The 19,804-nt window shown below is 71.4% G+C and carries 13 protein-coding genes; 3 read left to right on the forward strand and 10 right to left on the reverse strand.

Annotated features, from left to right (window positions below):
* Positions 1-5 precede the first annotated feature (5 nt).
* Genes HDA40_RS17705 through HDA40_RS17715 form a run of 3 tightly spaced genes read right to left on the reverse strand, consistent with a single transcriptional unit; the run spans position 6 to position 6,812 of the window.
* Positions 6-848: an ABC transporter ATP-binding protein gene (locus tag HDA40_RS17705; protein ID WP_253757234.1), complete on the reverse strand. Its 843-nt coding sequence runs from the start codon at positions 846-848 to the stop codon at positions 6-8.
* Entirely contained in the window at positions 841-3,711 is a 2,871-nt protein-coding gene (locus HDA40_RS17710; protein ID WP_253757236.1) for a hypothetical protein, read from the reverse strand. Before HDA40_RS17710 ends, HDA40_RS17705 begins: the two co-directional genes overlap by 8 nt.
* Positions 3,708-6,812: an FtsX-like permease family protein gene (locus HDA40_RS17715; RefSeq protein WP_253757238.1), complete on the reverse strand. Its 3,105-nt coding sequence runs from the start codon at positions 6,810-6,812 to the stop codon at positions 3,708-3,710. The genes HDA40_RS17710 and HDA40_RS17715 overlap by 4 nt, the downstream gene beginning before the upstream one ends.
* Before the next feature lie 235 nt (positions 6,813-7,047).
* Between HDA40_RS17715 and icmA the strand changes: the two genes are divergently transcribed.
* On the forward strand, positions 7,048-8,724 hold the full coding sequence (icmA, locus tag HDA40_RS17720) for a coenzyme B12-dependent isobutyryl-CoA mutase large subunit (RefSeq protein WP_253757240.1): 1,677 nt from the start codon (positions 7,048-7,050) through the stop codon (positions 8,722-8,724).
* A 54-nt stretch (positions 8,725-8,778) separates the two neighbouring features.
* Here the strand turns inward: icmA and HDA40_RS17725 are convergent, their stop codons facing one another.
* From HDA40_RS17725 to HDA40_RS17750, 6 genes are all read right to left on the reverse strand, one after another.
* Positions 8,779-9,408 (reverse strand): Asp23/Gls24 family envelope stress response protein, encoded by a 630-nt coding sequence (locus tag HDA40_RS17725; protein WP_253757242.1) that lies wholly within the window; start codon positions 9,406-9,408, stop codon positions 8,779-8,781.
* A 57-nt stretch (positions 9,409-9,465) separates the two neighbouring features.
* The gene (locus HDA40_RS17730) at positions 9,466-10,119 is read right to left on the reverse strand and encodes an ABC transporter ATP-binding protein (RefSeq protein ID WP_253757244.1); all 654 of its coding nucleotides are present in this window, start codon (positions 10,117-10,119) and stop codon (positions 9,466-9,468) included.
* Positions 10,119-11,111, reverse strand: a complete 993-nt coding sequence (locus tag HDA40_RS17735) for an ABC transporter ATP-binding protein (RefSeq protein WP_308197720.1) — start codon at positions 11,109-11,111, stop codon at positions 10,119-10,121. Before HDA40_RS17735 ends, HDA40_RS17730 begins: the two co-directional genes overlap by 1 nt.
* Positions 11,111-14,137: an FtsX-like permease family protein gene (locus tag HDA40_RS17740; RefSeq protein WP_253757246.1), complete on the reverse strand. Its 3,027-nt coding sequence runs from the start codon at positions 14,135-14,137 to the stop codon at positions 11,111-11,113. The genes HDA40_RS17735 and HDA40_RS17740 overlap by 1 nt, the downstream gene beginning before the upstream one ends.
* An 87-nt stretch (positions 14,138-14,224) precedes the next feature.
* Entirely contained in the window at positions 14,225-15,175 is a 951-nt protein-coding gene (meaB, locus tag HDA40_RS17745; RefSeq protein WP_253757248.1) for a methylmalonyl Co-A mutase-associated GTPase MeaB, read from the reverse strand.
* Positions 15,172-16,377, reverse strand: coding sequence for an acetyl-CoA C-acetyltransferase (locus HDA40_RS17750; protein WP_253757250.1), 1,206 nt, complete (start codon positions 16,375-16,377; stop codon positions 15,172-15,174). The genes meaB and HDA40_RS17750 overlap by 4 nt, the downstream gene beginning before the upstream one ends.
* A 49-nt stretch (positions 16,378-16,426) precedes the next feature.
* Here HDA40_RS17750 and mce point away from each other — a divergent pair, with 49 nt between their 5' ends.
* Complete coding sequence (mce, locus tag HDA40_RS17755; protein ID WP_253757252.1) at positions 16,427-16,885, forward strand: methylmalonyl-CoA epimerase; 459 nt, start codon at positions 16,427-16,429, stop codon at positions 16,883-16,885.
* Between the two features lie 138 nt (positions 16,886-17,023).
* On the opposite strand, the gene HDA40_RS17760 is transcribed toward mce, so the two are convergent.
* Entirely contained in the window at positions 17,024-17,932 is a 909-nt protein-coding gene (locus tag HDA40_RS17760) for a DUF559 domain-containing protein (protein WP_253757254.1), read from the reverse strand.
* Between the two features lie 367 nt (positions 17,933-18,299).
* Here HDA40_RS17760 and ccrA point away from each other — a divergent pair, with 367 nt between their 5' ends.
* Entirely contained in the window at positions 18,300-19,643 is a 1,344-nt protein-coding gene (ccrA, locus tag HDA40_RS17765; RefSeq protein WP_253757256.1) for a crotonyl-CoA carboxylase/reductase, read from the forward strand.
* Positions 19,644-19,804 lie beyond the last annotated feature (161 nt).

The following is a 19,804-nucleotide window of genomic DNA, read 5'->3' on the forward strand; positions in this document are numbered from 1 at the left end:
CAGGCTCACGACGACCCGACGACGAGCGTCACGCTGCCGTCCTCCGCGTGGTCGATCGTGAACAGCGTGCCGGGCGGGAACTCCTCCAGTACCTCCGGCGGGAGCTGGACGGTGCCGTCCCCCGCCACCACGGCGAAGTCCTGACCGTTGCGGCCCTCGGCGCCCACTCGGCCGTCCCGGATGGTGACCACCCGGCCCAGCCGTGTGCCGACCTCGGCGTCGTGTGTGACGACCACCACGGTGGTCCCCCGCTCGGCGTTGATGGTCTCCAGGGCGGAGATCACCTCGTCGCGACCGGCCGTGTCCAGCTGGCTCGTCGGCTCGTCGACCAGCAGCAGGCCGGGGGACGCGGCGATGCCGACCGCGAGCGCCGCTCGCTGCCGGGCGCCGGGCGCCAGCTCGTGCAGCCGCGTCTTGCCCTGGCCGGGCAGCCCGACCAGGTCCAGCACGCGCTCGGGGTCCTCCAAGGCGATGCCGGACGTCGCGGCGGCGCGCCGTTGCGCCAGCCACACGTTGCGGTAGAGCGAGGCGTACGGCAGCAGGTTGCGGGCCGCCCCCTGCAGAACGATGCCGACACGCGTACCGCGCAACCGGGAGATCTCCCGGTCGGTCAGCCGTCCCATGTCGTAGGTCCCGACGGTGACCCGGCCGGCCGACGGCCGCAACAGTCCGCCGAGCAGCGCGATCAGGGTCGACTTGCCGGAGCCCGAGGGACCGACGAGGGCCACCATCTCACCCGGCGAGATGGTCAGGTCCACGCCGGAGAGAGCGACAACGTCACCGCCCTCGCCCCGGTAGATCTGCACGACTCGCCGGCAGGCGACGGCTAGACCAACGTGCTCACTCACTCCAGGCTCCTCCCTCTCTCCGATCTCCCACGAATATCAGGTGTGTCCCCGCGATCAGCAAGACCGCGATCCCCACCACGGCCGCGACCAACGGCACGGGGCCGGGCCACGACGGCGGCGGCAGCCAAGGATTGCCGTCCACGATGGGCAGCACCGTCCGGGCGGCGGCCCAGGCGACGGCGGCGGCCACGACGCCGATCAGCACACCCAGCACGCTGATCATGACGTACGTGGCCCGTTTCGCGCGGCGCAGCGTCGTCGCGCGTACGCCGGCCTGGCGCAACCCGGCCAGTTCGGTGGTCCGCCGATCGCCGGACGACACCACCAGCAGTACGCCGAGGAGCAGCAGCACCCCGGCGGCAGCCGCCCAGAGCTGCATCCGCAGGGTCAGGGCGGACGGTGTCCGGTCGGCCCGCTCGACGGCGTCGGCCCGGCTCTCCGAACCCACGATCGACAGGCCCGCGTCGGTCAGCTTCTGCTCGACGTCGGCGGGGGCGTCGGCCGTCAGCCAGACCTCGATGTCGCCCGGCGTACTGGAGCCGAGCGTCGCCCGGAGCAGGGCGGGCATGTCGACCAGCATCGCCTTGTGCCCGACGCGGGGCACGATGTCGGTCGCCACGGTCGCCGCGAGCGGTGCACGCTGGCTGCCGCGCAGGCTGAAGGCGGCCGCGGTCGGTCCGCCGTCGCCCAGATCCCGGGTGTACGCCATGGGCAGGCGCGGCGCGACGTCCGGCGGCAGGAGGTACGAGGGCTGCCCCATCGACATCGCCGGGTCGACCGACCACTGACCGGCGTCGGTGCCGGGCGTGTGCCAGCCGCTCCCGTCCGAGACGGGCTTGCCGTCGACGGCGATCTGCCGGATGGCGAGGTTGCCGCGTTCGGCCCCGAAGGTCACCAGGCTCAACCCGGCCATCCGGCAGCCCTCGGCGCACGACGGTGGCAGCGAGACGGCGTACACCTGCGCCCCGGCACGGACGCCCTTGTCGAGGTCCAGCTCCTGGAATTCGCCACCCGGCAGCTCGACGACGGCGAACAGCCGCGACGCCGGCACGTACGTCCCAGGTGGCAGCGGTCCGTTGTCCACCGGGGTCACGGCAGAGTCGACGGTGACCTCCAGCTTCCCTGCGCCGACCTCGATCGGGGCGGGTCCGCCGGGCCGAAGCGACGTCGCCAGCTCGGGCGCCTGCGACCAGCGCATCACCGAGGCCCGGCTCAGGTCGACGGCCAGCACGGAGGCTCCGGAGACGCTCAGCCGGCCGGCGACGGTCGCGAAGCGGCCGTCGGGGTCGACCTGGCGTACCGCCGTCAATGCCTGGGCCGGGCTGCTCTCGATCTGAAGCACCCGATCCGCGCCGACCGTCAGGTCGATCTGGGTGTGCCGGGCCGTGCTCGACACGTCCATCGCCCCCACGACCAGCGTGAAGAGGGCGGCGGCGGCCGAGGTGAGCGCGAGCAGGTGCCGGCCGCTGGGCCGCCGGGTCAGCAGGGCGAGGGCGACGCCTCGCGCGAGCCGGCCACGCTGGATCACCCGCCGGGCGGCCGGGCGCAACAGCGTGGGCAGCAGTCGCGCGGCGACGACGGCGACCGCCACGGCGAGCAGGCTCGCGGTGAAGATGCCGAGCCCGGTGCGGTCGCCCGACTGCATCTGCGCGAAGCTCGCCCCGGCCACGGTCAGCACCGCGATCTCGGTCAGCGGAACCTTGCCGCTGGTCGGCAGCACCCGCCGGAGCAGGTCCAGCGGCCGCAGCCGCAGTACGCCGAGCGCGGTCACCCCGATGACCAGCAGTTCCACCCCGAGCACCTGGAATCCGGCGGTCATCGAGGAGCCGTCCGCGCCGGGGGTCAGCAGAGTCACGAGCAGCGCGCCGAGCGGCGTCGCGACGATCGCCAGCAGTCCGGTCGCCCCCGAGGCCAGCAGCCACCGGTACGCCAACGGCAGCCCCCGCAGTCCTTGGATGCCGACCTCGGGCCGGTCCCGCTGGAGGCGGCCGGAGATCAGCAGGAACAGGCCCCAGCAGCCGAGGACCAGCACGGGCAACACGACGGCGGGCGTCATCGTCTCGACGAACTTCCGCTTGGCGGCGATCCGGTCCATCATCCGCTGCACGTCCGGGCTGCTCTTGATGATGTTGGGGTCCAGTTTGGACCGGAGGATGGCGCCGTAGTCGCCGCTCATCAACAGGCTCCGGTTCGGGATCGCCGTCACCGTGAGGACTTCGAGGTTGTGCGGCACCGAGTTCAGCGTCTCCGGCCGGGTGAGCACCACCGACACTCCGGCGGCGTCCTCGGCCGTCCGTACGCCCCAGTAGTCCTCGCCTGGGTCGATCTGCTGGTAGACGCCGACGACGTCGACGGGAGCCTTGCCCCGGTTGGACGCCTCCCACGGCTTCTTCGGATCCGGCTTGATCGCCTCGACCAGGAGCAGCCGGCTACCCACGTCGATCTTGCGGATCTGCTGCACCGGACCGGCGGGCACGATGACCTCGCCGGCCCCCAGCGGACACCGGCCGGACAGGAGGCGTACGTGGGCGCAGGCGTTCTCGCGGTAGACCAGCGCACTGCGCTCGGGGCCGAAGCCCATGACCGAGACGCTGGCGGCGTAGACCGCTGTGTAGTCGGGCAGCCGCCGGGTCGACTCGGTCACCGCCTGCACCGTCGACGCCGCGTCGTTCCCGCCGGCCAGCGAGAACAGCCGCTCACTCGCGGGCGCCGCCCGGATCTCGTCCTCGGCGATGCTGTCGGCCACCGACCGGGGGTACGCCGCCCCCAGCGCGGCGAGCACGCCGATCGCCAGACACAGCAGCGCTATCGCGGCGTACGCGCGGCGGCGTTCCCGCAGAGCCAGCATCAGCAGCGCGATCACCGGGCGCCTCCATCGATCAGGGCCTGGCGGGCCAGGCGGCGAGCCGCGTACACGAGGACGGCGGCCAGCAGGGCGGCGGCGGCCAACGCGGTGAGGGCGAACGGGATGGTGGACAAGCCGTCCGGCGGGGCGAGCACCTTCCACCCGTCGGAGAACACTTCCGGTTTCGGCACCGGCAGCCACGCCGTCGCGGCGGCGGCGGCCAGCCCGGCCAGGACGGCGACCGCGGTGGGGACCGCGTACCCGAGCAGGCTGATCCGCCGCACCAGCCGGGCGTTCAACCCCTGGCGGCGCAACGCGGCGAGCTCGGCCGACCGCGTACGCCGTTCGACACTGGCCAGCAGCAGCAAGGCGACGGCCGAGATCAGCACGCCGAGCCCGAAGACGCCGAGCTGGAAGCGGCGTACGCCGGCCGGCCCCTGCCGGTTCAGCGCGCCCCGTTCGGCGTCCACCGTCGAGCCGCTCTGGACGTTCACGCCGCGCTGCTTCAGCGCGGCGACGAAGGCGTCGTCCCCGGCGTCGGCCAGCCAGACCTCGAGCTGCTCGTTGGCGACGGACACCCCGACGACCCGGTCGAAGTCGGCCAGGTCGACGATCGCGCCGTCCTCCGGGAAGCGCGGCAGTTTCGCCGTCGAGCCGACGATGTCGACGTCCGCCGGATCGGTCCCGGACAGTTCCAGCTGGGCCCGGTTGTTGCGCCCGTTGCGGCCGACGAGTCCGGTGGTCAACGCGGCGAGCGTCGGCTGAGCCGGGTACGCCCGCATCTCGCAGGTGCCGCGGAGGTGGTTGGGGTCGTCGCAGCCGGGCGGCGCGGTCAGCGTCAGGCCCTCGGCCGACCCGTCCAGGATCGGGCCGAGCACGCGGGTGTTGGAGCTGCCCGTCCAGTGCTGCCGGTCGCCCAGCTTCGCCGCGTCCAGCAGCTCACGACCGTCCTGCCGGACCCCGTGGAGGCTGACTCGCGTACCCCAGAGGACGGCCGCCTGAGGGGAACCTTCCCGGGCAGCGGACAGGCCGAGCCACATCAGGCGGCAGCCACCGGCGCACTCACTGACGTCGACCCGATAGTCGTGCCGCCCCTCCTGCAACGGGCCGAACCGCGCGACGACCCGGCCGCCGGTGGCGGAGACCAGCGCCGCCTGGGCATAGACGTCCCCGGTGATCTCGGTCGGCGGCGGGACCGGCAGATCGGCCGGCGGGAAGTCCGGGTTCTCCGACTTCACCGACTGCGTCCGGTCGCCGAGGGCGTACACCTTGCGGTCGAAGGACGCGGTGAGCTGGAGGGCGCCGTCGGCGACCTGAACCGCATCGTCCACAGCGGACGGTGTACGCGGCAGCGCGCCGTACTCCGGCCGCCAGTCGGCGACCTCGGCCAGCCGGGCGGTGTCCACCGCCAGCAGTTGCGGCGAGAAGCCGACCGTGCCGGGGAAGTAGCTGACGGCCATCCCGCGGGTGCCGGCCGGATCGATCTCGCGTACGGCGTCGAGCAGGTTCTTCCGGCTGACCCCGTCGACGCGCAGCACCCGGTCCGCGCCGAGCTCCTGTTCGGCTCGGGCGGTGACGGCCTGCTCACCCCGGACCATGTCGCCCATCGCGGTGGTGAGCCCGGCGACCGCGACCACGAGCAGGGTGACCACCCAGCGCAGGGTCGGCCGCCGCCGCGCGGACAGCCCGGCGACCGCAACGGTCAGCCGACCCGAACGCATCGCGGCCGAACCGGCCCGGCCGGAAAGCCACAGGACGAACCGGGCGGCCACCAGACCGACCGCGATCGCCAGCAGCGCGGGGACCATGGTCGCGGTGACCGACCCGCTCCGCAGCGACTCGACCGTGGTGAGCTGCCAGACGCCGACCGCGAACAACGTGACGATGACGAGTTCGGCCGCGTCGACCGCCCGGCCGCGTACGCGCGGCGGCACGTTGCGCAGCAACTCGACGACCGGCGACCGCAGTGACCGGAGTTCGGAGAGCCAGGCCAACGCGAGAGCGGCCAGCAGCACCCCGCCGAACAGCTCGGCGCTCTGGGTGAGCGCCAGGTCGAGGTCGTCCGGCCAGACGACCGGCCCGATGACGGCCCGCACCCAGGCGTACCCGGCGGCCGCGCCCAGCACCGCCCCGCCGAGCATCACGCCGACGGTCTGCCCCATCGTCGCGGTCCACACCCGCCAGCGGCGTACGCCCCGGAGCTTCACCAAAGCGAGGTCGGTACGCCGGGCGGCGACTGTCTGGCGTACCACGACGAGCAGGGCGAACCAGGCCAGCAGCACGAATCGGCCGGTGGCGGCGACGATGCCCGCGCTCATCTCGTTCTGCACCGTGTTGATGACGGCCGGCACCTCACCGGCCGAGGAGATCCACGAAAGCGTCCAGCTCGACTCGCCGGCGTCCAGCGCGCCCAGGCGACCGCCCAGCCCCGGGGTGTACGCCCCCAGCCCCAGTTCGATGTCGACGGTGGTCGTCGGCCGGGCGGTCGGCAGGTGGTCGAAGGTCGCCGGCGCGACCAGGAACGGGTCGATGGTCCGGGAGTCGTGGTCCCAGACGCCGGACCAGTAGCGGTCGTCGGCGCGGACGGGCCGGTAGAGGCCGACGACGGTCAGCTCGGCGACCTCGCTGGAGTCGTCGATCTTCATGGCGAACTTGTCGCCGACGGCCAGGCCCAGCGAACGGGCGACGCCGTCGCTGATGAGGATCTGGCCCGCCTCGGTCGGGCAGGCGCCCTCGACGACGGCGTGCTCGCAGGCGCCCTGTCGCGTGACGAGCGCGCCCTTGGCTCCCGCGCCCGACCGCAGGATCGGCCCGGTCAGCCGCAGGCCGGTGATGGGCGCCGTGTGATCGGTGCCGGTCGCCTTCTCGACGACCTTCATCACCTTGTCCACCGGCACCCGCCCGTTCGGCAGGTCGGAGCTACGCGGGCTCCCGCTGAGGTGCACCATGCGCTGTTCGGTCGAGGCTCCCGCGACGATGCGCGCGGCGAGCTGCTCAGCGGAGGCGAAGACGTACCACGGCGCGGCCGCGGCTGTCCCCACGGCCAACGCGGTCAGGACGCCAACGGTGAGCGCCTGCGCGCGGCGGCCCCACACCGCGTCCCAGAGGAGTCGGATCACGCGGGAAGGACAGCCTTGCCGCGCCGATCCTTTGTCAGCGCGAGGTGATCGTTACCTTTTCGTGATCCACGTTGGGTGGCCCCGTTACCTGCGGATCATGGATACGCAGGTGAAACCGTCCCACGATCGCCGGCAGATCCATGATCCGCACCCTGAACAACACCGATCAAGGCGGGTTACCGGCCAGTTCGGGACGACTTAGCGATCGTTCAGGAATGTCGCATACCATCGGGCCATGGACGCAGACGAGATCCGGGCGGGCCGCGACCGCTGGCAGGCCCGGTACGACGCCGCCAAGACCCGGCACGCCGACTTCACGACCCTCTCGGGGACCGAGGTCGAGCCGGTCTACGGCCCGCCGGCGGGCGCCACCGTGCCCGGTTTCGAGCGCATCGGCTGGCCCGGCGAGTACCCGTTCACCCGCGGCCTCTACCCCACCGGGTACCGCGGGCGGACCTGGACCATCCGCCAGTTCGCCGGGTTCGGCAACGCGGCGCAGACCAACGCGCGCTACCACCAGATCCTCAACGCGGGCGGCGGCGGCCTCTCGGTCGCGTTCGACATGCCGACCCTGATGGGCCGCGACTCCGACGACTCCCGCTCGCTGGGCGAGGTCGGCCACTGCGGCGTCGCGATCGACTCGGTCGCCGACATGGAGGTGCTCTTCTCGGGCATCGACCTGGCGGCGGTCACCACCTCGATGACCATCAGCGGACCGGCTGTCCCGATCTTCTGCATGTACCTGGTCGCGGCCGAGCGGCAGGGCATCGCCGACACCTCGGTCCTCGACGGCACGCTGCAGACCGACATCTTCAAGGAGTACATCGCCCAGAAGGAGTGGCTGTTCGCCCCCGAACCGCACCTCCGGCTCATCGGCGATCTCATGGAGTACTGCGCGCAGCGCATCCCCCGCTACAAGCCGCTGTCGGTCTCGGGCTACCACATCCGCGAGGCCGGGGCCACGGCCGCGCAGGAGCTGGCGTACACCCTCGCCGACGGCTTCGGCTACGTCGAGCTGGGCTTGGACCGCGGCCTCGACGTCAACACGTTCGCGCCCGGCCTCAGCTTCTTCTTCGACGCCCACGTCGACTTCTTCGAGGAGATCGCCAAGTTCCGGGCCGCGCGCCGGATCTGGGCCCGCTACCTCCGCGACGTCTACGGCGCCACCAGCGAGAAAGCGCAATGGCTCCGCTTCCATACCCAGACCGCGGGCGTCTCGCTCGCCGCGCAACAGCCGGTCAACAATGTGGTACGCACAGCGCTGGAAGCGTTGTCCGCCGTCCTCGGTGGGACGAACTCCTTGCACACCAACGCCCTGGACGAGACCTTGGCGTTGCCGACCGACGAGTCCGCCGAGATCGCCCTGCGGACGCAGCAGGTGATCATGCACGAGACCGGCGTCGTGAACGTGGCCGACCCGCTCGGCGGTTCGTGGTACGTCGAGGCGTTGACCGACAAGATCGAGGCCGAGGCGGAGGAGATCTTCACCCGGATCAAGGCGCTCGGAACGGACGGCACGTTCACCGCAGGCATCCTGCGCGGCATCGAGAACGGCTGGTTCACCTCGGCCATCGCCGATTCGGCGTACGCCTATCAGCGCGCGCTGGAGGGCGACGTCAAGCACATCGTCGGCGTCACCCGGAACACCGACACCCTCGCCAAGCCGCTGGAGATCCTGCGGGTCTCCCACGAGGTGGAGACCGAGCAGGTCAAGCTGCTCCAGGAACGGCGGGCCGCACGGGACCAGGCCGCGGTCGACACCGCGCTCGCGGCCCTGTCCACTGCCGCCCAGAGCACCGACAACCTGGTTCCGGTGCTGCTGGACGCCTGCCGGGCCGAGGCGACGCTCGGCGAGATCTGCGACGCCCTCCGCGACGTCTGGGGGGTCTACCGGGAGCCGGCCCGCTTCTGACGGCTGTCGGCGAAAGGGGGCGGTCCGGTCGGACCGCCCCCTTTCGCAGCAGAATCAGGCGACGTAGTCGGCCGCGCGGGCTTCGTCGTTGCCCACCGGGCCGTCGTCGTCCACGTGCACGTCGTCGACGATGACGTCGACTCCGGTGACCTCCAGGCCGAGCAGGTTCTCCACCGAGTTGATGACCTTGACCCGGACGGTGTCGGTCACCGAGTGCACCACGTAGCCGAACTCGATGACGATCGTGACGTCGATCTGCGCGTTCCGGCCTTCCAGGGTCACCTTGACGCCCTGGTCGGCGTCGGCGTCGCCGAGACCGATCCGCTCCTTCACCGCGCTGAACATGCGCGCCACGTCGCCACCGAGGTCGTAGACCCCGGGCACCTCGCGGGCGGCGATACCGGCGATCTTCTCGACGACCTCGTGGCGGATGTGCGTCTTGCCGCGGTCGGCGGCCAGCTCGGCGTTGTTCCGGATCCGACGGGCGGCGTTGTCGAAGGCGTTGCGGGTGGCGTCGACGGCCCGGTCGGCGGCGTCGCTGACCGCGTCGGCAGCCACGGCGAACTTGGTCTCGGCCTGCTCGGCGAGGTCGCTCGCGCCGGCCCGAAAGTTATCCATAGTGGACGACGGCTGGACCGGCGCGGTGGCCACCACCGGCGCCGGCGCCTCGATATTCTCGCTCATGTCCTGGTGCTCCCCTGGTCACGTCCTGCTCAACGGTCAGACGCGGGCAGCATAACCTCAGCGAACCACCGTGGCCACGCCGTCGACCAGGTGCACTTCGGCATCACAAGCCGCCGCGGCCTGCGGGTCGTGGGTCGCGAAGACGACGGCCGCGCCCCGGCGGGCCTCGGCCTGCAACAGATCGAGCACCTTCTGCCGATTGGCCGCGTCGAGCTCGCTCGTCACCTCGTCGGCGAGCAGCACGGTCCCGCGCAACGCCAGGCCCCGCGCGATCGCCGTACGCTGCTGCTGGCCACCCGACAGCTCCTCGACCAACTGGTCGGCCTGACTGGTCAAGCCCACCTGGTCGAGCGCCTCCGCAGTCCGGCGGCGCGCCTCGGCCGGAGCCGTCCCGTTGGCGATCAACGCCACCTGCACGTTCTCGCTCGCGGTCAGGATCGCGGCTAGCCCGTTCTCCTGCGGCACCAGCACGACGCCCCCGGCGACGGCCTGATCCCGGTCGCCGACCTGGCGGCCGTCCACGGTCACCGCGCCGTGCTGCGGCCGCACCAGCCCCGCCATCGCCCAGAGCAACGTGGTCTTGCCGGCGCCGGACGGACCGGTCACCGCGAGCACCCGCCCTGGCACGGCCATCGCCGACACGTCGCGCAGCGCCGGACGATCCTTGCCGTACGCCACCGTGATCCGGTCGACCTGCACCGTCGAGCCCATCAGCGATCCTCTCCGTAATAGTCCCCGGGCCTACGACCGAGGTGCACCCCGTCTCCGACGATCGGAACCGACGAGCCCACCGACCGGGTCGCCCCGTTCCACTGCGATGGAACGCTCGAGACCGGCACAGTGGTTGCCCCGTTCGACGAGTTCGCCGGAGAGACCGCCGGCACCAGCAGCGCGCTGCCGTCCGGTTGCAGCTCAACCCGCAGGTACGTGCCCGGTGGCAGGGCCTCCAGCACGTCCGGCGGCAGATGCACCGAACCGTCGCGGCCGACCACCGCGAACTCCTCGCCGGAGTGGCCCTCGCCGCCGACCCGGCCGTCGCGGATCGTCACGGTACGCGCCATCCGCGAGCCGACGTCGGGATCGTGGGTGACCACCACGACGGTCGTGCCGAAGCGGCGTACGGCTTCGAGGGCGGCCAGCACCTCGTCCCGGGCGCCCGTGTCGAGCTGGCTCGTCGGCTCGTCGGCGAGGAGCAGTCCGGGCCGGTTCGCCAGGGCGACCGCCAACGCCAGCCGTTGCCGCTCGCCCGGCGTCAACGCGCCCGGCTTCAGCCGCATCCGGCCGCGTACGGCTAGGCCGACCAGCGACAGGATCTCGCGCGGGGCGGTCGGCTTGAGCCCGTCCGGGCTGCGCCCGGCGCGCTGGGCGAACCGCACGTTCTGCTCAGCCGACAAGTACGGCAACAGGTTGCGGCGTGCGCCTTGCAGCGCCACGCCGACATCGCTTGCCCGCATCCGGGCCAGGTCCGCCTCCGACGCCTTGGCCAGGTCGACGTCGCCCACATACGCCCGACCGGCGGCCGGGCGCATGAGCCCGGCGAGCACGGACAGCAAGGTGGACTTGCCCGAACCGGACGGGCCGAGCAGCGCCACCGACTCGCCCGGCGCGATGTCGAGGTCGACGCCGGCCAGGGCGACGACGTCGTAGCCCTCCAGCCGGTAGATGGAGACCAGTCCGCGGCAGGACACCCCGATCGCGGCCATCACACATCACCTCGCAGCAGCTCGGGAGCGGCCCGGCGGACCAGCCGCACCGCGACGAAGACGGCCAGCAGCAGGGACAGCAGCCCCGCCGCGGCCGCGAAGACCAACGCGCCCACCTGCGGAGTCCAGCTCACCGAGGTGGTCTGCCCGACCGTCACCAGGGGCATGCCCGGCAGCATCAGCCAGGCGCTGAGCAAACCGACGGCGAACCCGGTCACCACGGGCAGGCCCAGCAGGGCCAGATGCTCACGGCGTACGCCCCGGCGCAGGACACGGGCCGGGACGCCGGTGACCCGCAACGCCGCCAGCTCATGACGTCGGACCGTCGCGTTCAGCCGTGCCACCAGCAGCACCAGCCCGAGGGCGAGCGCGGCGGCGACGACGCCGGCGAGCAGGTAGAGCCGCCAGGCGAGCGCCGGTGCACGGCGGCCCAACTGGTCCACCGTCGCCTCGACGGTCCGCGTCTGCAACACCGTCACTCCAGCGGCGGCCAGCCGCTTCGGCAGGTCGGCGGGCGCGCTCGCGTTCGCCCAGATCTCAGCGCTGAACCGGCTCGCGTCGGGCATGCCGGTCGTCGCCTCCGCCCGGGAGACCGCGTAGTCCAGGTCCATCAGGAAACCGCGCTCACCCACGCTCGGCAGCGCGTCGGCGCGTTCGACCACCGTGAAGGGCTGCGGCTCCTCGGCGTACGCGAGGAAGCTGAACTGGTCGCCCGACCGGTTGTCGTCCGGCGTTTCTCCCGACAACGCCACCGGCAGCGCCGCCGGCGTGTCCACATAGGTCACCAGGAGGTCGGAGTTGCCTTCCGCCTGGACGTCCACCTTCAGCGTGTCCCCGGTCGTGACGGTTACCCCGGTGACACCGCCGCGCTGCGCCCCGCTCCAGGTCTTCTCGTCGGAGAACGAGACGACCGGCGAACCGCCCGCCTTGACGTCCAGGACTTCCAGCTTGGCGGTGATGGCGCTGCTGTCGGCGGCCGGGCGGATCAGGGCCAGCCCGACGAACCGCCCGGTTGGCACCGCCGCCGAGTAGGTGCGCAACCCGGACTTGAGCGTCCCCAGCGTCACGTACCTGGGTTCGGCGCCAGCCACGGCGACCATCGCGGCCAGCTTCACTCCGGCCTTGCCGAGCTGGGTGACGTTCACCCGGACGCTCAGCTCCCCGGTGACCGGAGCCTGTGGTGCGGCCTGCGGACGCAGCTCGCCGGCCAGCCTGGTCAGGTCGGCCGTCGAGTGGCCGGGCCAGCTCGCCACCTTCGCCAGCTGCGCCGCGGGCAGTGCCACGATGTCGAGCGGCTGGCCGGCGTACCGCTCGCCGTTGCGCCGCAACACCGGCATGGCCGACCCGTCCGGCGCCGCTGTGCGTACCGCTGAGATCAAAAGCTGAGGATCCACGGAGCCGACGGAGTAGACGCGGGCCGCGCCCAGTTCGAGCTCGGCCTGGGTTTGCCGGGCCTGAGCCGCGACGTCCCAGGCGGCGGCCGAGAAGCCGAGCAGCGCGAGGGCGACCGTGACCACCGCGACCACCCGGTGGCGGCCGGGCCGCCGGGCGAGCTGCGCCGCGGCGAACATGCTCGCCACGTTCCCGGTACGCCGCGCGAGCGCGAGTCGCGCACCGGCGCCCAGGCTCAGCAGCCGGGCGACGCCGATCCCGGCGACCAGCGCGAGCAGCGGCGCGGCCAGCAGCGCGAGCGACGATGTGCGGTCCTGCCAGGCAGCCACGACGGCGGCGGCAGCGAGCGCGACGATGACGCCTTCGCCCACGCCGGCTCGCCAACCGGTGCGGTGCGGCACCCGGCGGAGCAGGCTGAGCACGCCCGACCGCACGGTACGCCGAGAGCCGACCCACGCCGCCACGAACGCCACCACCAGCGCGGCGACGGCCGCGGCGAACGGTTCCCAGCGCACCTCGACGTGTACGCCCGCAGCCAGCACGGCCCGAGCGGCGAACTCGGCGACCGCCAGCCCACCCACGAGACCGACCGGGGTGGCCAGGACGATCAGGAAGAGCACCTCGCCGAGACCGAACCGCGCGGCCTTGCCCGCCGGGTAGCCGCGCAGCTTCGCCAGGGCGATCTCCGGGCCGCGCTCCTCGGTCAGCGACGCGACCAGCAGCATCAGTACGCCGACCACGAGCAGCAGCAATGGAACGGCGACGACCGGGATGGTCTGGGCGATCGCGGTGGCGTCGTCGTGGGCGTCGGTCAGCAGGCCCGGCAGCGCCGACGACAGCGTCAGCTCCTGTTGCAGCAGACCGAGGGAGGCGCCTTCGAGGTCCTTGGCGAGCGCGTCGGCGTCGTCGAGCTTGATGTCGTCGATCCGCACCGGGTAGACCAGTTCGAGGGCGACCTGCGCGGTCGCGACGTACTTGAGGTCCTCTTCGCTGCCCGCGAAGACCGCGTCGATCGGCGTCCGGCCCTGCTCGTCCGGCGAGGCGCCTTCCCGGAAGTAGCCGTGCGCTCCCCAGGCCGGGGCGTTGGCGTCACGGGGCGTGTAGACCCCGACGATCTCGCGCTGCTGGGTCTTGCCACCGATCGTCAGGGTGATCCGGTCACCGGCATCGAGCCCGTGCGCCTTGGCCGTCCGGTCGCTGACGATGACCTGGTCGTTGTCGGTCGGGCAGTCCCCGGTGACGCTGACGAGCTTGCACAGGTCGCTGCGGAAGACGTAGCGGGCCTTCAGCTCACCGGACGGGAGGATCGCCTCGGTCTCCACGGTGGTCACCGGGCGGCCGACCAGATCGTGCAGCAGCGGCCGCGCCTTGATCGCGGCGTCCGCCTTCTGGCTGGACTCCAGGGCCGGTTCGAACGCCGCGGTGTCGCCGGTGCCGTTCACCTTGACCGTCACCGAGCTGGCGTACGCCGGAGCCTCGCGCAAGGTGTCGGTGAGCACCGATTGCTGCGCCGCCCGCGCGTACGCCGGGGTCAGCACGGCGGCGGTCACGGCGACGGCGGCGAGCAACAGCACTACCAGGGATCGCCCGGTCCGGTGCCTCACGCCGCGCAGCAGCACGGTCCAACCCGTCACGGTCTCGTCCCCTCGGTAGTTCCGCGGCCGTTGTGACGACCGCGGAACACCTTAACCAGAGCGATCGACCGGGAGAAGCCCGGCGGATCAGCCGAGACCAGACAGCAACTCTTCGGCCGCGCGGTAAGGATCGACGACCCCCTCCGCCACCTTCGCGGCCAACTCCGCGAGGCTGTGGCCGCCGCGCAACGACCCGATCCGGGCCCGCATCCGGCCGAGGACCAGCGCCTCGATCTCGGCCGCCGCCCGCTCTTCCCGGCGCTTACGCAGCTCGCCGGACTTCTCGAGGTACTCCCGGTGCTCCTCGATGGCCTTGAGGACGTCCTCGATGCCCTCGCCCCGGGCGGCGACCGCCTTGACGACGCGCGGCCGCCACTGGCCCGGACCCCGCTCGCCGAGCGCGATCATGCCGTTGATGTCGCGTACGGTGGCGTCCGCGCCGTCCCGGTCGGCCTTGTTCACCACGAAGACGTCGGCGATCTCCAGGATGCCCGCCTTGACGGCCTGGATCGCGTCGCCCATCCCCGGTGCGAGCAGCACGAGCGTGGTGTCGGCCAGGCTCGCGATCTCGACCTCGGCCTGCCCCACGCCGACCGTCTCGACCAGGACGACGTCGCAGCCCACCCCGGCCAGTACGCGTACCGCCGCGGACGTCGCGGCCGACAGTCCGCCGAGGTGGCCCCGGCTGGACATCGACCTGATGTAGACGCCGGGATCGGTGGCGTGGTCCTGCATGCGTACGCGGTCGCCGAGGATCGCGCCGCCGGTGAACGGGCTGGACGGATCGACCGCCAGGACGCCGACGCGCTTGCCGTCCCGCCGGTACGCCGCCACGAGTTCGTTCGTGGTCGTGGACTTGCCGACGCCTGGCGACCCGGTCAAGCCGACGACATGCGCCCGCTGGGCGTCCGCGCCGAAGACCGCGGCGATCTCCGCCAGCTCGGCGGCGTTGCGTTCGACCATGCTGATCAGCCGGGCGACGCTGCGCGGATCTCCGTCTCGCGCGGCGTCGACCAGCTTTCCTACGTCCTGAGTCACTGCTGGGCTGGGACCGTCTGCGCTGGGACCGTCAGGATCAGGGCGTCGCCCTGGCCGCCGCCGCCGCACAGCGCGGCCGCTCCGGTCCCGCCGCCGCGCCGCTTCAGCTCCAGGGCCAGCGTCAGGGCGAGGCGAGCGCCGGACATGCCGATCGGGTGGCCCAAGGCGATGGCCCCGCCGTTGACGTTCACGATCGACGGGTCAGCGCCCAGCTCCCGGGTCGAGGCGATGCCGACCGCGGCGAACGCCTCGTTGATCTCGATCAGGTCCAGGTCGGCGACGGTCAGCCCGGCCTTACCCAGCGCGTGCTTGATGGCGTTCGACGGCTGCGCGTGCAGCGAGCTGTCCGGCCCGGCGACGTTGCCGTGCGCGCCGATCTCGGCGAGCCAGGTCAACCCCAGCTCCTCGGCCTTCTCCTTGCTCATCACGACGACAGCGGCCGCGCCGTCGGAGATCGGCGAGCTGGACCCGGCCGTGATCGAGCCGTCCTTGGTGAACGAGGGCTTGAGCTTGGCCAGCACCTCGACCGTCGTGTCGGGGCGTACGCCCTCGTCCTCGGCCAGCACGATCGGGTCGCCCTTGCGCTGCGGGATGGTCAACGGCGCGATCTCCTCGGCGAAGACGCCGTTCTTCTGCGCCGCCGCGGCCCGCTGGTGCGACGCGGCGGAGAAGGCGTCCTGCTCCTCGCGGGAGATGCCCCACTTCCGGCCGTCGTACTCGGTGGCCTCGCCCATCGGGATGCCCTGCCAGGCGTCGGTCAGCCCGTCGAGCGCCATGTGGTCCTTCACCACGACGTCGCCGTACTTGTACCCGGCCCGCTGGCCGAGCAGCAGGTGCGGCGCGTTGGTCATCGACTCCATCCCGCCGGCCACCACGATGTCCACCTCGCCGGCCCGGATGAGCTGGTCGGCCAGGGCGATGGCGTCCAGTCCGGACAGACACACCTTGTTGATGGTCAGGGCGGGGACGGTCATCGGCACGCCCGCCTCGACGGCCGCCTGCCGAGCCGGGATCTGGCCCGCGCCGGCCTGGAGGACCTGCCCCATGATCACGTACTGCACCTGGTCCGGGGCGACTCCGGCGCGCTCCAGCGCTGCCTTGATCGCCGCACCGCCCAGCTGGGTCGCCGAGAACGACTTGAGGTTGCCGAGCAACCGTCCCATAGGCGTACGCGCACCGGCGACGATCACCGAACTCTTCATTGAGAGGCCCTCCGACTCGGCTTAGCTATCGTTCAGTCAGACTAACCGTATGTCTGAGCATCCGGAGCAGTCGGGTTTGTCACACGGTATCGGCCTCCTGCGCATCGACCACGTTGGCGTGGCCGTTGCCGACCTGGACGAGGCGATCGACTTCTACACGCGGGTATTCGGCATGACGTGCGCGCACGTCGAGACGAACGAAGAGCAGGGCGTACGCGAGGCGATGATGTCCGTCGGCCCGACTCCCGCCGGCGGCTTCGTGCAGTTGTTGGCACCCCTGTCGCCGGGCTCGACAATCGGTAAGTTTTTGGCGAAAAACGGACCTGGCGTGCAACAGGTGGCGTATACGGTCGAATCGATCGACGACGCCTGCTCAGCCCTCCGCTCGCGCGGGGTGCGACTGCTCTACGACCAGCCTCGCCGGGGCACGTCGAACTCCCGGGTGAACTTCGTCCACCCCAAGGATGCCGGCGGCGTCCTGGTCGAACTGGTCGAACCCGCCGCCTGACCCCCTCCCGCAGTCGGGGGCGATCTCCGGAACGTCACGCACCTATCCCCTCCAAGATCAGGTGCGTACGCCTCCGGAGATCACGAGGATCGGCTCACCGAAGGCCGGCACGCCGAAGACGGCTCGCCAAAGGCGGGCTCACCGAAGGCCGAGCACCGGAGCGCCCGCGCGCCGGAGGACCGCCCGGATCTTGGCGGCGGTCTGATCCGGCCGGCGCAGGACGTCGTCGGCGTGGAAGCGCAGCACGGTCCAGCCCAGGACGTGCAATTCGTTCTGCCGCTCCATGTCGAACCGGTGGGTCGTGCGATCCCGATGATGGTCGCCGTCGTACTCGATCGCGATCCGATACTCCGGATAGGCGAGGTCCACCCGGGCCACGAACCGCCCGCCATTCATGATCTTGAACTGCGCCACCGGGCGGGGCAGGCCGGCGTCCACGATGAGCAGGCGAAGCCGGGTCTCCATCGGTGACTCCGCCAGCGGCTCGGCGTACGCCAGCAGCGCCTCGGCCTGGCGACCGCCCGGCCACCGCCGCCGAGTCGGGACGTCGCCCGTAAGCCGTGACAGGGACACCTTGCGCTGATGGAGAAGCGCGTCGAGACAGACGACCGCGTCCACGCGAGGTAAGTACCGCAGCAGATCGAACGCGGTCCGCTCCGGTGTCGTCACCGGCAGGCCGAGGATCCGGGTGACATCACGGCCTGGAACTGAGCCACGCCGGACGTCGAGATGCGGCTGCGGCACGATCCGGTCGTCCTCGCCGATCAGGACGGCCACTCGCTCCGGCGGGTGGAGCGCCCGGACGCCCCAGAGGTGCAGGGCACTGAGCCCGCCGATGGCACCCCCCTTCGGCAGCAGCAACGCGGCGGCCTCACACCAGACCCGGTGGTCGAGCGGCACGTCGGCATGGACATAGACGTCCCGGTAGAGACGCGTCCACGCACGACCGGCGAGCTGACGGCGGGTCAGCGACCCGGCGGCGACCGCATCCGCACCCCGGAACGGAGCAACGGCGAGCGACGGCGGGACCTTGGCGACGGGTGGCATCCGATCACGATGCGCCGCCATGCGCTGCCGCACGAGGGGGTGTGGATAACCCACTTCCGGAAGGCGGACGACCTAACCGCACCAAGATCAGGTACCTGGGCTTCCGGAGATCACAAGCCCGCGCGAGCGAGCACCCCGCCCGGCGACGGCGCAAGCGCGAAAGAGCACACGGGAGCGTGCCACCGAGCAGGGATGAACACCGAGTGCCAAAAGCCGGTGGACTATTTCACAGAAGCGTTCCCGCCCGAAGCTACTGGGCAGTAACCTCCGCACAACACCGCCTCAACGGTCGTTCAGGGGGTGACCCACATAGATCCGGCACGGCCCACCCGGGAGCATCCCCGGTAGTCAGGCGAAGGAGCGGAATATGGACCACATCCTTGAGGCGATCGGCGCGGCCGAGGGCGCGGGCCGGATCGAGGGGTTCGGCGAGCTGCCGGTACCGGAGAGCTACCGAGGCGTGGTCGTCCGCGCCGACGAGACGGCCATGTTCGATGGGATGGCCACGAAGGACAAGGATCCGCGCAAGTCCCTGCACGTGCAGGAGGTCGCGACCCCCGACCTGGGTCCGGGCGAGGCGCTGATCGCCGTGATGGCGAGTGCGATCAACTACAACACGGTGTGGACGTCCATCTTCGAGCCGATGTCGACGTTCGGCTTCCTGCAGCGGTACGGCAAGCTGTCGCCGCTGACCAAACGGCATGATCTGCCGTATCACGTGGTCGGGTCGGACGCGGCCGGCGTGGTCCTGCGGACCGGCCCCGGAGTGACGAAGTGGCAGCCGGGCGATCAGGTCGTGGCGCACTGCCTCAGCGTCGAGCTGGAGGACGCCGCCGGGCACGACGACACCATGCTCGATCCGCAGCAGCGGATCTGGGGGTTCGAGACCAACTTCGGCGGGCTCGCCGAGCTGGCCGTGGTGAAGGCCAACCAGCTGATGCCGAAGCCGGCCCACTTGAGCTGGGAGGAGGCGGCGTCTCCGGGGCTGGTGAACTCGACGGCGTACCGGCAGCTCGTGTCGCATCACGGCGCCGACATGAAGCAGGGTGACGTGGTGCTGATCTGGGGCGCCAGCGGCGGTCTCGGCAGTTACGCCACCCAGATGGCGGTCAACGGCGGCGCCATCCCGGTCTGTGTCGTGTCCAGTCCGCAGAAGGCCGAGCTGTGCCGCCGGATGGGCGCCGAGCTGGTCATCGACCGCAGCGCCGAGGGGTACCGGTTCTGGCGGGACGAGCAGACGCCCGATCCGAACGAGTGGAAGCGATTCGGCGCGCGCATCCGGGAGCTGACCGGCGGCGACGATCCCGACATCGTCTTCGAGCACCCGGGCCGGGAGACCTTCGGCGCGAGCGTCTTCGTCGCCAAGCGCGGCGGCATGATCGTCACCTGCGCGTCGACGAGCGGCTTCGATCACCACTACGACAATCGATATCTCTGGATGCACCTCAAGCGGATCGTCGGCAGCCACTTCGCGAACTACCGCGAGGCCTGGGAGGCGAACAGGTTGATCGACCGTGGTCTCGTGCACCCGACACTGTCCAAGGTGTTCTCCCTGGAGCAGACCGGGCAGGCGACCTACGAGGTACATCGGAACGCGCACCAGGGCAAGGTGGGCGTCCTTGCCCTCGCTCCCCAAGAGGGACTCGGAATCTACGACTCGGAGAAGCGCGCCCGCCACGAGGAAGCCATCAACCGCTTCCGTGGCGTGTGAGTCACCAGCTACACCTCCTCCGAGCGGGTGACCCGGCGCAGGCGCAACGGCGCGTCTGCGCCGCCTTTCCGTCCCCTGCAAGTCACAACAAATCACAACAAAAACCGCTAGTTGGGCAAGCCCCGCAAGTTGACCATGCCTTTGTCGGCGAAACAGCCCCC

This window comes from Hamadaea flava (assembly GCF_024172085.1).
Classification (GTDB): domain Bacteria; phylum Actinomycetota; class Actinomycetes; order Mycobacteriales; family Micromonosporaceae; genus Hamadaea; species Hamadaea flava.